This is a genomic window from Roseovarius tolerans (assembly GCF_028885395.1).
Lineage (GTDB): Bacteria > Pseudomonadota > Alphaproteobacteria > Rhodobacterales > Rhodobacteraceae > Roseovarius > Roseovarius tolerans.
The window spans coordinates 3,757,907-3,771,730 of the sequence record NZ_CP118494.1; the positions used below are offsets into that span (position 1 = coordinate 3,757,907).

General features: G+C 63.7%; 20 protein-coding genes. 8 read left to right on the top strand and 12 right to left on the bottom strand.

Annotation, left to right across the window (positions count from 1 at the left end; translation table 11 throughout):
- Positions 1 to 11: 11 nt before the first annotated feature.
- From PVU19_RS18805 to PVU19_RS18855, 11 genes are all read right to left on the bottom strand, one after another.
- A complete protein-coding gene (locus tag PVU19_RS18805) occupies positions 12 to 335 on the bottom strand; it encodes a hypothetical protein (protein ID WP_050661414.1) in 324 nt (107 codons plus the stop codon).
- A 4-nt stretch (positions 336 to 339) separates the two neighbouring features.
- Positions 340 to 753: a hypothetical protein gene (locus PVU19_RS18810; RefSeq protein WP_050661413.1), complete on the bottom strand. Its 414-nt coding sequence runs from the start codon at positions 751 to 753 to the stop codon at positions 340 to 342.
- A complete protein-coding gene (sdhA, locus tag PVU19_RS18815; RefSeq protein WP_050661412.1) occupies positions 753 to 2,555 on the bottom strand; it encodes a succinate dehydrogenase flavoprotein subunit in 1,803 nt (600 codons plus the stop codon). Before sdhA ends, PVU19_RS18810 begins: the two co-directional genes overlap by 1 nt.
- 12 nt (positions 2,556 to 2,567) lie before the next feature.
- Positions 2,568 to 2,939, bottom strand: coding sequence for a succinate dehydrogenase, hydrophobic membrane anchor protein (gene sdhD, locus PVU19_RS18820; protein WP_050661411.1), 372 nt, complete (start codon positions 2,937 to 2,939; stop codon positions 2,568 to 2,570).
- A gap of 10 nt (positions 2,940 to 2,949) precedes the next feature.
- Positions 2,950 to 3,333 (bottom strand): succinate dehydrogenase, cytochrome b556 subunit, encoded by a 384-nt coding sequence (sdhC, locus tag PVU19_RS18825; protein ID WP_074785218.1) that lies wholly within the window; start codon positions 3,331 to 3,333, stop codon positions 2,950 to 2,952.
- 365 nt (positions 3,334 to 3,698) lie between these two features.
- On the bottom strand, positions 3,699 to 4,259 hold the full coding sequence (locus PVU19_RS18830) for a F0F1 ATP synthase subunit B (protein ID WP_050661409.1): 561 nt from the start codon (positions 4,257 to 4,259) through the stop codon (positions 3,699 to 3,701).
- A gap of 5 nt (positions 4,260 to 4,264) precedes the next feature.
- The gene (locus PVU19_RS18835) at positions 4,265 to 4,786 is read right to left on the bottom strand and encodes a F0F1 ATP synthase subunit B' (protein WP_050661408.1); all 522 of its coding nucleotides are present in this window, start codon (positions 4,784 to 4,786) and stop codon (positions 4,265 to 4,267) included.
- Between the two features lie 86 nt (positions 4,787 to 4,872).
- Positions 4,873 to 5,109, bottom strand: coding sequence for a F0F1 ATP synthase subunit C (locus PVU19_RS18840; protein WP_009816528.1), 237 nt, complete (start codon positions 5,107 to 5,109; stop codon positions 4,873 to 4,875).
- A gap of 105 nt (positions 5,110 to 5,214) precedes the next feature.
- Positions 5,215 to 5,973, bottom strand: a complete 759-nt coding sequence (locus PVU19_RS18845; protein WP_050661407.1) for a F0F1 ATP synthase subunit A — start codon at positions 5,971 to 5,973, stop codon at positions 5,215 to 5,217.
- Complete coding sequence (locus tag PVU19_RS18850) at positions 5,963 to 6,304, bottom strand: AtpZ/AtpI family protein (protein ID WP_050661406.1); 342 nt, start codon at positions 6,302 to 6,304, stop codon at positions 5,963 to 5,965. Before PVU19_RS18850 ends, PVU19_RS18845 begins: the two co-directional genes overlap by 11 nt.
- A 201-nt stretch (positions 6,305 to 6,505) precedes the next feature.
- Positions 6,506 to 6,919: a universal stress protein gene (locus PVU19_RS18855; protein WP_050661405.1), complete on the bottom strand. Its 414-nt coding sequence runs from the start codon at positions 6,917 to 6,919 to the stop codon at positions 6,506 to 6,508.
- A gap of 137 nt (positions 6,920 to 7,056) precedes the next feature.
- On the opposite strand from PVU19_RS18855, the gene PVU19_RS18860 reads away from it, so the two are divergent.
- Positions 7,057 to 7,434, top strand: coding sequence for an ArsR/SmtB family transcription factor (locus PVU19_RS18860; RefSeq protein WP_235575663.1), 378 nt, complete (start codon positions 7,057 to 7,059; stop codon positions 7,432 to 7,434).
- Positions 7,424 to 8,395, top strand: coding sequence for a glycosyltransferase family 61 protein (locus tag PVU19_RS18865; protein WP_082237358.1), 972 nt, complete (start codon positions 7,424 to 7,426; stop codon positions 8,393 to 8,395). The genes PVU19_RS18860 and PVU19_RS18865 overlap by 11 nt, the downstream gene beginning before the upstream one ends.
- 6 nt (positions 8,396 to 8,401) lie before the next feature.
- Here PVU19_RS18865 and PVU19_RS18870 read toward each other — a convergent pair whose 3' ends face one another.
- Entirely contained in the window at positions 8,402 to 9,283 is an 882-nt protein-coding gene (locus PVU19_RS18870; protein ID WP_050661430.1) for a LysR family transcriptional regulator, read from the bottom strand.
- A gap of 282 nt (positions 9,284 to 9,565) precedes the next feature.
- Here PVU19_RS18870 and ffh point away from each other — a divergent pair, with 282 nt between their 5' ends.
- From ffh to bluB, 6 genes are all read left to right on the top strand, one after another.
- On the top strand, positions 9,566 to 11,062 hold the full coding sequence (gene ffh, locus PVU19_RS18875) for a signal recognition particle protein (RefSeq protein WP_050661403.1): 1,497 nt from the start codon (positions 9,566 to 9,568) through the stop codon (positions 11,060 to 11,062).
- Positions 11,063 to 11,113: 51 nt separating this feature from the next.
- Entirely contained in the window at positions 11,114 to 11,689 is a 576-nt protein-coding gene (locus PVU19_RS18880; protein WP_050661402.1) for a GNAT family N-acetyltransferase, read from the top strand.
- Complete coding sequence (locus tag PVU19_RS18885) at positions 11,686 to 12,294, top strand: GNAT family N-acetyltransferase (protein ID WP_050661401.1); 609 nt, start codon at positions 11,686 to 11,688, stop codon at positions 12,292 to 12,294. Before PVU19_RS18880 ends, PVU19_RS18885 begins: the two co-directional genes overlap by 4 nt.
- 86 nt (positions 12,295 to 12,380) lie before the next feature.
- A complete protein-coding gene (locus PVU19_RS18890; RefSeq protein ID WP_050661400.1) occupies positions 12,381 to 12,677 on the top strand; it encodes a chorismate mutase in 297 nt (98 codons plus the stop codon).
- 48 nt (positions 12,678 to 12,725) lie between these two features.
- Positions 12,726 to 13,130: a 30S ribosomal protein S16 gene (rpsP, locus tag PVU19_RS18895; protein ID WP_050661399.1), complete on the top strand. Its 405-nt coding sequence runs from the start codon at positions 12,726 to 12,728 to the stop codon at positions 13,128 to 13,130.
- A gap of 18 nt (positions 13,131 to 13,148) precedes the next feature.
- A complete protein-coding gene (gene bluB / locus PVU19_RS18900) occupies positions 13,149 to 13,778 on the top strand; it encodes a 5,6-dimethylbenzimidazole synthase (RefSeq protein ID WP_050661398.1) in 630 nt (209 codons plus the stop codon).
- Positions 13,779 to 13,824: the final 46 nt, after the last annotated feature.

Below are 13,824 nucleotides of genomic sequence, written 5' to 3' on the forward strand. Positions count from 1 at the left end.
TTCTACTCCTTTCAGCCGCCCAGCAGGGTCAGGCTATTTGCGGCGATGCATTGCACGGCCTCGGGACGCTGTGCGATGCCGACAACCTCTTGCGCCACTTCGGGGGTCACCCCGGTGACACTCGCTCCGGCGATCCGGACAATCTCGCGGGCCGAGGCCGCGTCGATGATGCAATCGGTGACAGGCGCGGCATTCACACCCGGAAACCGCTCTGACACGACCGTGTTGACCACGCTCTTGGCCCGCTCACGCGCGATGTTGTCCGCCACCTGATTGGTCGCCTCACAGGCCCCGAGGGCGACCATGGCAAGACATAGAAACGCGCGATGGATCATCGTTTCAATTGCCCTTGATGCAATAACCCGAACCGCGAACAAAGATCGCGGCGTGCTTCGGGCACCGGCTGTAGCGACGCTCGACCCTCCGCGGCTGACCCGAGGCAAAGCGCGGCGTCGGGTTGCGGCCCAGCCGCTTGTCGGCGCATTCATTGATCCGGTCGGTCTGCGCCGGGCTCAGGTTCGGCCCCGGCACGATCCACGATATGGTCTGCCCGCCGGGCGGCACTTCCGGCCATTCGGCGGCAAAGCGTGCGGCCCCGCGCAGCCCCATCTCGTAGCGGCAATCCAGAATCGCCGCGCGCTGATCGCGCACCGGGATATACCGGTTGGGATCGGCAAACGCGGCCGGGGCGCTCGCAACGCTCAGGCCGAGACCGATAAGGGCGGGGATCACTCCGTTCGTAAAAATCCGCATCAGAATGTCCTTTCCTTCGGGGCAATCTTCTTGAGGCTGATACCGCCCTTGTCCTCGGGCGTGATCGGGTCCTCGATGATCGGGCGATAGCTCAGATCGACATCCGTCTCGCCGATCCGCGCAATCGTGTGCACGCGCCAGTTCTCATCGTCGCGGGTGCTGAAATCCTCATGCGCATGCGCGCCCCGGCTTTCATGCCGCGCCTCGGCGCCAAAGATCGTCGACAGCGCGCAGGGCATCAGGTTGGTCAGTTCCAGCGTTTCCATCAGGTCGCTGTTCCACACCAGGCTGCGGTCGGTGACCTTGATATCTGCCATCTTGGCTGCGACACCCTTCATCTTCTCGACACCTTCGGCCAGCGTCTTGGAGGTGCGGAACACGGCGGCATCCGCCTGCATCGTCTTTTGCATCTCCAGCCGCAAATCGGCGGTCGGCACGTCCCCATCCGCATGGCGCAGTGTGTCAAAGCGATCAAGCGCACGATCCACCTCGGCCGCATTGGTTGCGGGCACCGCGCTCTCGGGATCCACCACCTTGCCCGCCCGAATGGCCGCCGCACGACCAAACACCACAAGGTCAATGAGCGAGTTCGAGCCCAGTCGGTTCGCCCCATGCACCGAGGCACAGGCCGCCTCGCCCACGGCCATCAGGCCGGGCACGATGGCATGCGGATCATCCTTGGTGGGGTTGATCACCTCACCCCAGTAATTCGCCGGAATGCCGCCCATGTTGTAATGCACGGTGGGCAGCACCGGGATCGGCTCCTTGGTGACATCCACCCCGGCAAAGATCTTGGCACTCTCGGAAATCCCCGGCAGGCGCAGGTTCAGCGCCTCGGGCGGCAGGTGGCTCAGGTTCAGGTGGATATGATCGCCCCCCGACCCCACACCGCGCCCCTCGCGGATTTCCATCGTCATGCAGCGGCTGACATAGTCGCGCGGGGCCAGATCCTTGTAGTTGGGCGCATAGCGTTCCATGAACCGCTCGCCCTCGGAATTGGTGAGGTACCCGCCCTCGCCGCGCGCGCCCTCGGTAATCAGGCAACCCGCGCCGAAAATGCCCGTGGGGTGGAACTGCACGAATTCCATATCCTGAAGCGGCAGACCCGCGCGCGCCACCATGCCATTGCCGTCACCGGTGCAGGTATGGGCAGAGGTCGCCGAGAAATACGCCCGGCCATAACCGCCGGTCGCCAGCACCACCATCTTGGCGTTGAAGACATGCATCGTGCCATCGTCCAGCTTCCAGCAGACGACACCGGTGCAGGCCCCATCGGTCATGATCAGATCAATCGCGAAATACTCGATGTAGAACTCGGCCTTTTCCTTCAGGCTCTGCCCATAAAGCGTGTGCAGGATCGCGTGGCCGGTCCGGTCGGCGGCGGCGCAGGTGCGCTGCACCGGCGGGCCTTCACCGAATTCAGTGGTATGCCCGCCAAAGGGACGCTGATAAATCTTGCCTTCCTCAGTGCGCGAGAACGGCACGCCATAATGCTCCAACTCGTAAACCGCCTTGGGCGCCTCGCGCGCCAGATATTCCATCGCGTCGGTATCGCCCAGCCAGTCCGACCCCTTGACCGTGTCATACATATGCCACTGCCAGCTATCGGGGCCCATGTTGCCAAGGCTCGCCGCGATGCCGCCCTGTGCGGCCACGGTGTGCGAGCGGGTCGGGAACACCTTGGTCACGCAGGCGGTGCGCAGCCCCTGTTCGGCCATGCCGAGCGTCGCGCGCAAACCGGCCCCGCCGGCCCCCACGACCACGACGTCGTAATCATGCGTCTCGAATTCATAAGCAGCCATTTAATCAGTTCCTCACAGCGCAATCTTGGCGAGGGCGAAAAGCCCGGTGGCGATCATCCCGTAACTTAGAACGGTCACCGCGATAATCAGGGCGCGACGCGTCATGCCGTGGGCGTAATCCTCGATCATCGTCTGCGCCCCGCCTGCATAATGGCGCAGCCCGAAAAAGATCACGAGGCCAGTCAGAATCGCCATGGCCGGATGCGACATCGCGTCAAGCACCTCGGCCCGGTCGCCGCCCAATGTGCGGCCAAAGGCCACCAGAAAAATCGGAATTATAAGCGCCAGGCCGACGCCCGACATCTTCATGTACCAGAAATGCTCGGTGCCGGTGCCAGCAGCGCCTTTGCCCTCGGCCCGTTTACGTGCGGTCAGATAACGCATCTTTCCCTCCTCAGACCAGAAACAGCGTGATGACGGTCAGAACGACCGAGCCGATGATACAGCCCCATCCCAGCTTTTCCGCAGTCTCGATCTCGAGCCCCTTGCCCGCGTCGAAATAGAAATGCCGCAGCCCCGCCAGGTAGTGATACCAGATCGCCCAGAGCGACAGCGTCATCACCAGATCGCCGAACCACGATGTCAGCACGGCATCGGCCATCGCGAAATAGTCGTCCGAGGTCGAGGCCGCGAGCAGCCACCACACGATCAGCAGCGCCGCCACGATCAGCGCGTTCCCGGTGATCCGCGTCAGAATCGACGTGATCGAGGTCAGCTGCGGGCGATAGACTTGCAGATGCGGGGATAGTGGGCGTTCTACCTGTTCGGTGCGGGCCAGATCGGTTTCGGCCATGGAGAACCTCCTTTACAGATGGCGGCGGCGCATGCGCCGGCTCAAGCTGCCCCTGTTTTGAAACTTTTTAGCGGCGCTGTCACCTGCTACAGGATAGAATTCCTGACAATCAGGGCAATTCGCCGCAAAAACTTTGGCTTTGTGATCACATCATTTATCGTGTGATCACAATTATCAGAGGATTCACGACTGGTCAGCTGCACGCCCGCACTGAGTCTCCGACCAGAACCCGGAGACAAGCTGCAAGTTGCGCCAATCCCAGCGTTGATTTTGTGATCACAAGCCATCAATCGACAAGAAAAAGCCCGGTCCGTCACCAGACCGGGCCTCTCGTACTCAATGCCAGAGCCTCAGTGAAGCTTGGCTTCCACCTCGGAGATGCCGTTGTCGATCAGCGTATTGCCCTCGGCGGCGGTCATCTGCTTGGCGATCACGTCGCGCGCGGCGGCCACGGCGACATTCACCGCCTGATCCCGCACGTCCCGGATGGCCCGCGCCTCGGCGCTCTTGATCTGGTCCTCGGCGGCCTGCAAACGGCGCGCGATCGAGGCCTTGATCTCGTCCTTGGCCTCGGTGGCGGCTTGGGTCGCCTCCTCCTTGGCCTGTGCGATGATCCGATCGGCCTGATCCTGCACTTCCTTCTGCTTGCGCTCATAGCTCGCCAGCAGGGTCTGTGCCTCTTCACGCAGCGCGCGCGCCTCGTCGAGCTCGGATTTGATGCCGTCCGCCCGCTCGTCCAGCTTCTTGCCGATCAGGCCCGGCACCTTCATGTAGGTCAGAAAGCCAACGAACAGCAGGAACGCCAGCAGCACCACGAAATCCGTGTTGCTCAGCGAAAAGAACGGGCCCGATGCGGCCAGCGCCGGGCTGGCAATCACGGATGCGGCGACGGTCAGGGTCAGCTTGCGCATGGCAGTCATCCTTTCATCCGGGCGTTGATCGCAGCGGTGACACTGCGGCCATCGGCCTTGCCACCCATGGCCGAGACGATCTCGGCAGCCGTATCCTTGGCCACCTCGCGCACGCTCTCCATGGCGCTTTCACGGATCTCCGCAAGCTTCTTCTCGCCCTCGGCGGTCCGTTCCGCGATCTCGGCATCGGCCTCTTCATTGGCCTTGTCGAGATCGGCTTTGATCTCGGCCTTGGTCTCGGCGATGATCTTCTGCGCCTCGGCACGGGCATCGGCCAGCGCCTTGTTATACGCCTCCTCGGCCTCGACCGCCTTGGCCTTGAGGTCTTCGGCAGCGGCAAGATCGTTGGTGATCGTCCCCTGACGCTCGGCCAGCACTGCCGCGATGCGCGGCAGGGCCACGCGCGACAGGATGAAGTAGATCACGACCAGTGACACCAACAGCCAGAAGATCTGGTTGGAGAATGTCGTGATATCGAGCTGAGGCAAGCCCGTTGCGGCCTCGGCCCCTTGCGTTTCGCTTGCCATGTCGTCCTCCCTGGGGAATGTTCCGGTTACACCGGAAGGCGGCGCAATGCCGCCCTCCGGCCGTAAGGATCAGATACCCGTAAGGCTCAGACGGCGAACATCAGCAGAAGCGCGATGAGGAACGAGAAAATCCCCAGGGCTTCGGCGAATGCGATGCCGATGAACAGCGTCGCGGTCTGACCGGCGGCAGCCGACGGATTGCGCAGTGCGCCCGCGAGGAAGTTGCCGGCCACGTGGCCCACACCGATCGCGGCAGCACCCGAACCGATGCCTGCGAGGCCTGCACCGATGAATTGACCCAGTTGTGCGATATCGCCTTCCATGAGATGTCTCCTTACGTTGGAATTGGCATTGCTAGGTTGGTCGTGAGGCGGGCGAACCCGCCGTCGTTTGGTTGTTCGGTTGGTGGGGGATGCCCACCGTCACCCTCAGTGATGCGGATGCAGCGCGTCCTTGAGATACACACAGGTGAGGATGGTAAAGACATAGGCTTGGATAAAGGACACCAGCACTTCGAGCCCGTACATCGCCGAGACCGCGAGGATCGACAGCGGGGCGATCATCGCCACCTGGCTGAAGCCCGCGAACACCTTGATCACGGCGTGACCGGCCATCATGTTGCCCGCCAGACGAATGGAGTGGCTGACCGGGCGCACGAAGTAGGAAATCAGCTCGATGATAGCCAGAATGGGCCGCAGCGCCAGCGGCGCGGAACTGACCCAGAAAAGGCTCAGGAAGGCCGGGCCGTTCTTGACGAACCCGAGGATCGTCACCGTCAGGAATACCATCATCGCCAGAACCGCCGTCACTGCAATATGGCTGGTGGTCGTGAATGCCATCGGCAAGAGCCCGAGGAAGTTGGCAAAGACGATGAACATGAACAGCGTCATGATATAGGGGAAGAAGACCAGCGCCTCCTTGCCTGCCACATCCTCGACCATCTTGCGCACGAAATCATAAGCCAGTTCGGCCACCGACTGCATGCGCGACGGGATCGTGGCGCGGCCCGATGTGCCCATGACCAGCAGCGCGAAGATCGCCAGAATGGTCAGCGCCATCCAGAACGTCGCGTTGGTCAGGGTGAACATGCCCACTTCGCCGTCACCAAAGAGCGGCTTGACCAGAAACTGATCCATCGGGTGAAAAGCAAGCCCGCCTTCACCGGCCCCATGCGCTTCAGTCGCCATCCTTTTCCCTCTCTTCCGCACCCGTCTTGGGCGTCATCGCGTCTTTTTGGATCTCTTCGGCGCTGCGCATCATCGTCTTGACGCCCGCCGCGAGGCCCAGAAATGTGAATATGACAAGGAATATCGGAATGGTGCCGAAAAGCTGATCCAACCCGTATCCCATGCCAAAGCCGATCAAGAGACCGGCCACCAGTTCAATCACCATCCGCCAGGCCAGCTGCGCCTGAGAATAATGCTCTTCCTGATGGGGCTTTGGCGCGCTCTTCCCCCTGAGCTTTGCAATCCTCGCTTCCAGCTCTGCCAGTCGCTCGCTCTGCTCGGGATCGGTCACGCGGGGCCCCTTTGGAATGTTGCGCCTTTGCTATGGCGCAGGGGGCCATGAGTCAAGCACCATGCGCCCGCGCGCGACACGAGCGCAAACCCTTGTATTAATGAGTATTTTTCCCATAAAGAAACAGCGACGTCCTTCTGCCGCAACCGCCCCACCAGAGGGATGGGGCGGTTTGGCCATATTCAACTTTTCGGTTGAGTATCAGCGCACCACGAAAACAGAGCACTGCGCGTGCTGCGCGATATAGCCGCCATGCGAGCTGAAGATATGCTCGAGAAAGCCGGGCTTGTGGCTTGCCATGATCACCAGGTCGGCCCCGGTCTTTTCGATCGCCTTCATCAGTTCAGAGTTGGTCTCGACCGCCGGATCATGCGCCATCAGCGGGTCGGCCTTGACGGTCACGCCGTATTTGTCGCGCAACTCATCCGCAAAACCCTGCAGACGGTCGCCGAATTCCTGCGGCGTGTGCCCCAACTGACCCGGCAGTTCGCCACCCACGCTGACCACGTCGATCGACGCGCCGTGGCGCTTGGCCATGTCCCCGGCCACATCGAGCGCCTTGCTCAACGTGTCCTTGTGAACCAGATCGACGGGAACCATGATTTTGGAGAACATATTCTTTCCTTTCGCGTTTCCTTGGATCGTTTTTTGAGCCTAACGAGCCCAGCCTGACATTGCTTTGTCCCAGATCAAACCCCTTTTCCGGCCAAAAAACCCGGAAAAACGGCACATTTGCGAGGACTCCACCCGCGATGGGCGTTGACGCGCACGGCGCGCTCGGGCTTATGAGCGGCATGGACAAGGCCACCGCCCTCGACACTGTTTTCGCCGCCCTCGCCGACCCGACGCGGCGGGCGATCCTGTCGATGCTGCTCGAAGATGACATGGCGGTGACGGATGTGGCCGAACCGTTCGAGATGAGCCTCGCCGCGATTTCCAAACATCTCGGCATCCTCAGCCGTGCCGGTCTGATCAGTCAGGAACGGCGCGGCCGCGTGGTCTGGTGCAGGCTGGAGCCGGACGCCCTGCGCGACGCCTCGATCTGGATGCAGGGCTTTGGCCAGTTCGAGGCGGTGCATCTCGACGCGTTCGAGCGGTTCCTGCGCACGGAACTCCCAGATGACACCTGACGCCCGCCACCTCCCCGAGGCGCAGATCACCCATGTCGAGCGGGCTACGCTCCTGCCGATGCCCAGCGCGCAGGACCGCGCCTGCGGGGTGTTGGACGCCCAAGGCACCCCAGTGCCCGCCGCGCGCACATTACTCTCGGCCAGCCGGTTCACCGCCGATCCGACGCCGCCCGAAACTCCCGTCACCCACCTTCCAGGCCGATGGCTCTTTGCCGGGGTCGGGCGGCACCATTTCGGGCATTTCCTGCTCGAAGCCACGCCACGTCTCTGGGCGCTCGACCATCTGCAAGAACGGCCCGACGGCATCGCGCTCATTCCCATGGCCGGGCGCGACATCGCCGCCGTGCTGCGCCGTCGTCTCGGCCCCCTGCTCGACATCCTCGGGCAGGGCCTGCCGATGCATCTTGTGGAGACCCCCGTTCAGGTCGACGAGGCGATCATTCCAAGCCAGGGCTTCGGCCACCTGCACTGGACCCATGGGACATCCGAGGCGCGGGCCTACATGCGTCGTCATCTCTGCGCCGCCATCCCCGCCGATGGCCCCGAAAAGCTCTATGTCTCGCGCCGCAGGCTCAAGAGCCCTGCGCAACAGGTGCCGCAGGAACAACAGATCGAACGCTGGATGTCCGCTGCGGGGTTCACCGTCTTTCATCCCGAACGCCACACCGTCACCGAACAGATCGCCCGCTACCGCGCCGCGCGCGTGATCGTCGGCCCCGACGGCTCGGCCTTTCACCTCGCCCCGTTCGTGATGCAGCCCGGCACCCGCGTCGGCCTCATCCAGCGCCGCACCCGCCAGCACGTATTCGACGCCATCGCCCGCCAGATCACCGTGATGGGTGAGGCCGACTTGTGGACCAGCGCCGCGCTCTCGCATCTCACGGACACCCCGGACGACACCACCCTGCCCCCCGAACTGCTCCAGCTGCGCCGCGATCTGCGCGGCGGCGGTTTTATCTGAGCCCGCCTATCCGGTCTGCCAGCCGCTCGCCCGCTCCTTGAGAAAGCTCAGGAACGCCTGCACCTTGGTCGTCCGGTGCAGGTCCATATGCGTCACCAGCCACAGCGGCGCCGCCCATTCCGGCTTGGGCGGCATCACCTGCACCAGCCCCGGCACCTCCGCCGCCTGCAACACCGAGGTGAACCCGATCCCCGCCCCCGCAAGGATCGCGTTGCGCTGCGCATGCACGTCACCCGAGCGAAACACGATATTCTCGCCCGGCACGTTATCCTGCAACCAGCGATGAAACGGCGCGCGCGTCTTTGGGTCATCCGCCCCGATAAAGCGATGCTGCCCGAACTCCGCACACCCCTTGGGCAAGCCATGCCGCGCCGCGTAACCCTCGCTGGCATAAAGCGTGAACTGCTGCTGAAAGAACGGCTGCACCACATTGTCGGGCTGATCCGGCACCGCGCCTGCCCGGATCGCCACATGCGCCTCGCCATATTCCAACCGGAACAGGCGATCCCCGGTCAGATAGCGCACCACCAGATCGGGATAGCCCTGCTGAAACTCCGCCAGCACAGGGGCAAGCAGATGGCTCAAGCCGCCGATCGAGGTCACCACCAATTCGCCCGAGACATCATTGCCGCGCCCCTTGATCCGCCCCGCCAACTGGTTGAACTGATCGTCGGTCGCCTGCGCCACGCGCAACAGATCGTCGCCGGCCTCGGTCGGCGTATAACCCCGCGCATGCCGCTGAAACAGCTTTACCCCCAGCCGTTCCTCCAGCGCGTCGATATGGCGGATGACGGTGGCATGATGCACGCCCAGCACCTCCGCCGCCCCGCTCACCGTGCCGACTCGCGCCACGTTATAGGCGGTCCGCACCTCGTCCCAATTGTCCATCACCACCCGCATCCTCGCGCCCTGTGCATCTCTCAACATGAGAGGCCGCATTCAATCTATACGTTCGCGCGCGGACTACAACAGCCCTGCCCCCGCGCTTGACTCGCCCGCCCCGCGCGCGTAAACGCCACCCCAACACCCCGGAAGCCGCACGCTTCCGGTCCCGGGCGCGGTCCGGGATCGCCCCCCGTCAGCGCGTTGCGCCCACGGGGGCGTTTATCGTTTGAACCGTTGCCCCTATATCGGGTGACAGATGAGTTAACCGGCGAAGGAGCCCGAGTGATGTTTGAAAATCTGTCCGAACGCCTCTCCGGCGTCCTTGACCGGCTGACCAAGCAGGGCGCGCTCTCCGAAGAGGACGTCAAAACTGCCCTGCGCGAGGTGCGCGTCGCGCTGCTCGAGGCTGACGTCTCGCTGCCCGTCGCCCGCGAGTTCATAAAGAAGGTCGAGAAAGAGGCCACCGGTCAGGCGGTCACCAAATCGGTGACGCCGGGCCAGCAGGTCGTCAAGATCGTCCATGACGCCCTGATCGAAACACTCCGGGGCAGCGAAGACCCCGGCGCGCTCAAGATCGACAACCCGCCCGCCCCGATCCTGATGGTCGGCCTTCAGGGCTCGGGCAAGACCACCACCACCGCCAAGCTTGCCAAACGCCTGAAAGAGCGCGACGGCAAGAAGGTGCTGATGGCCTCGCTCGACGTGAACCGCCCGGCGGCGATGGAACAGCTGGCCATTCTCGGCCAGCAGATCGGCGTCGACACCCTGCCCATCGTCAAGGGCGAAGATCCGGTCGCCATCGCCAAACGCGCCAAGACGCAGGCCTCCCTGGGCGGCTATGACGTCTACATGCTCGACACGGCGGGCCGCTTGCATATCGACGCCGACCTGATTGCACAGGCCGCAGCGGTACGCGACGTCGCCAATCCGCGCGAAACCCTGCTCGTCGTCGATGGCCTGACCGGTCAGGACGCCGTCAACGTTGCAACAGAGTTTGACGACAAGATCGGCGTCTCCGGCGTCGTCCTCACCCGGATGGATGGCGACGGGCGCGGCGGTGCCGCCCTCTCGATGCGCGCCGTCACCGGCAAGCCGATCCGTTTCGTGGGCCTCGGCGAAAAGATGGACGCCATCGAGACGTTTGAGCCCGAGCGCATCGCCGGTCGCATCCTCGGCATGGGCGACATCGTGGCGCTGGTGGAAAAGGCGCAGGAAACCATCGAGGCCGAGCAGGCCGAACGCATGATGCGCCGGATGCAGAAGGGTCAGTTCAACATGAACGACCTGCGCAGCCAGCTTGAGCAGATGCAGAAGATGGGCGGCATGCAAGGCCTGATGGGGATGATGCCCGGCATGGGCAAGATGGCGAAACAGGTGCAGGAGTCGGGCTTTGACGACAAGATGATCCTGCGCCAGATCGCCCTCATCCAGTCGATGACCAAGAAGGAACGCGCCAATCCCGCCCTGTTGCAGGCCAGCCGCAAGAAACGCATCGCGCGAGGCGCGGGGCAAGAGGTGTCCGATCTCAACAAGCTTCTGAAGATGCACCGGCAGATGGCCGACATGATGAAGAAGATGGGCAAGATGGGCAAAGGCGGCATGCTCAAGCAAGCCATGTCAGGCATGTTCGGCAAGGGCGGCATGCCCGACATGAACGACCCCAAGGCAATGGAAGAGGCCGCCAAGGCCATGGGCGGCAAGCTGCCCGGCGGCATGGGCGGCATGGGCGGTGGCGGCATGGGCCTGCCCCCCGGCCTCTCGGGCTTCGGCAAGAAGAAGTGATCCAATGACTTCATCTTGCCAAAAATACTCGACTATCCCGGAGGCCCGCCCATGAGCCTCACGCAAGCCCCTGTGCTCGACAGCACCCACCTCATCCTGCGTGGGCCTGAACTGCACGACTTCGACTCGCTGGCGGCCTTCTTCGCCGATCCCGACCGCGCCTGGGGCTTTGGCGGGGCCGAGACGCGCCCCGACGCCTGGCGCTGGTGGGCCTGCAATATCGGCCACTGGCATATCCATGGCTACGGCTATTTCACGATTGAGGACAAGGCCAGCGGCGCGCCCGCAGGCATCTGCGGCATCTGGAACCCCGAAGGCTGGCCCGAACCGGAACTGGGATGGGTCGTGTTCGAGGGTTTCGAGGGGCGCGGTATCGCCCATGAGGCCGCTCTCCGCGCCCGCCGCTACGCCTATGAGGATCTGGGGTTCACCACGCTGACCTCCAACATCCTGCCGGGCAACACCCGCTCCGTCGCCTTGGCCGAACGCCTCGGCGCAGTGTTCGAGCGCGAATATGACAACGTCTCGATGGGCCGCGACATGCTCTACCGCCACCCCGGCCCCGACGCCGCCACCGACACCGCCCCTGGCCGCGACGATGACGGCTCGGTCGAGGCCTACGCATGAGCAACTATCCCGATATCCCGGTGATCGAGACCCGCCGCCTCGTGCTGCGCGGCCCCGAGGCGGGCGATTATCCCGATTTCAAGGCGACCTTTGCCTCCTACCGCTCGCGCTTCATGGGCGGGCCGCTCAACGGCTATGAGGCGTGGATGCTCTACGCCGCCGAGATCGGCCATTGGGCGGTACGCGGCTTCGGCATGTGGATGATCCACGACAAGCTGACGGACGAAACCTACGGCATGGCCGGCGGCTGGTTCCCCGCCAAATGGCCCGAGCGCGAGATTGCCTGGATCATCTGGCCCGACAAGGCCGGCAAGGGCTATGCACTCGAAGCCACCCACGCCGTGCGCCGCCATTTCTACGAGCGGCAAGGCTGGGAGGGGGCGGTCAGCTATATCGACCCCAAGAACCTCGACAGCATCCGCCTTGCCGAACGTCTCGGCTGCACCAAGGATCGCGAGGCCGCAACGATCGACGGCTCCGACGCGGTCTATCGCCACCCGTCCCCCTCCGCCGCCGCCTCGGGGCAGCTGCGCGACGGGATCGAGCTCGAGATCGACCATTATTGCGACCCGATGTTCAAGCCGAAGGGGATGCCAATTGACTGACATGACCCTGACCCGCGCACCGACGCGATACCGACAGAATACCGACGTGATACAGCCTCGCATGTTCGCCGCCCGGGAGACCCGCCATGACCAATGACGCCACCCGCGCCGCGGCCCTTCTGGCCGAGCACCGCGAGAGCATCGACCGCCTCGACGCGATCCTCGTCTTCACCCTGGCCGAGCGGTTCAAGCACACCCAGGCGGTGGGCAAGCTCAAGGCCGAACACGACCTTCCCCCGTCCGATCCCGCGCGCGAAGCCGCGCAGATCGAGCGGCTCGAAGACCTGGCGAAATCCGCCGACCTCGACCCGGAATTCGCCCGTGAATTCCTCAACTTCATCATCGCCGAGGTGATCCGGCATCACCAGAAGCATCAGTCGTAGGGTGGGGCTCGACCCCACCAAACCCCCGCCATTAAAGGAGAATATCAAATGGCCATGAAAATCCGTCTCGCCCGTGGTGGCTCGAAAAAGCGCCCCTTCTATCGCATCGTTGCAGCGGACAGCCGCATGCCGCGCGATGGCCGCTTCATCGAGAAACTGGGCACCTACAACCCGCTCCTGCCCAAGGACAGCGAAGACCGCGTCAAGATGGACGTGGAGCGCATCCAGCACTGGCTGGCGCAGGGCGCCCAGCCCACCGACCGCATCAGCCGCATGCTCGAAAACGCAGGCGTGATCGCCAAGAAAGAGCGCGCCAACCTGAAAAAGGCCGTCCCCGGCAAGAAAGCCCAGGACCGCGCCGAAGAGAAAGCCGCCAAGGCCGCCGCAGCCGCCGAAGCCGCGAACGCCCCTGCTGAAAAGGCTGCGGCCGAAGAGGCGACGGCAGAAGAGTAAGACAGGCAAGGCACTGGAATGTCAGAGTTTTCCAAAGACTTCCAGACCAACCTGCGCGATCTCATGCGGTGGCGGCGCGACGTGCGCCGCTTCCGCACCGATCCCGTGGACGAGGCAATCCTGCGCGATTGCCTCGACGCGTTTCTGTTGGCCCCCTCCGTGGGCCTCAGCGAACCGTGGCGCGTGATCGAGGTGCAATCCCCCGCCGCCCGCGCCGCCGCCCTCGCCAATTTCAGCGCGGCGAATGCTCAGGCGCTCGACGGTTATGACGGCGAAAAGGCGCATCTTTACAGCAACTTGAAACTCTCGGGCATGCAAGAGGCCCCGGTGCAGCTGGCGGTCTGGTGCGATGACAGCACCGACAAGGGCGCGGGCCTCGGGGCGGCCACCATGCCCGAAACCCGCCGCTATTCCGTGGTGGGCGCGATCACGCTCTTCTGGCTCACCGCCCGCGCAAAGGGCCTCGGTGTCGGCTGGGTGTCGATCCTTGACCCCGATCAACTGGCCCAAGACCTTGATATCCCAAGCGATTGGTCGCTCGTCGCCTATCTCTGCGTCGGCTGGCCCGAGGCCCGCAGCGACACCCCCGAGCTGGAACAGGCCGGATGGGAGACACGCCGCCCCACCCTGCCGACGGAGACCCGCTGATGTGTGCCAACCCTTTGCATCAGCGCGATTTTCCCCTAGCCTGCAA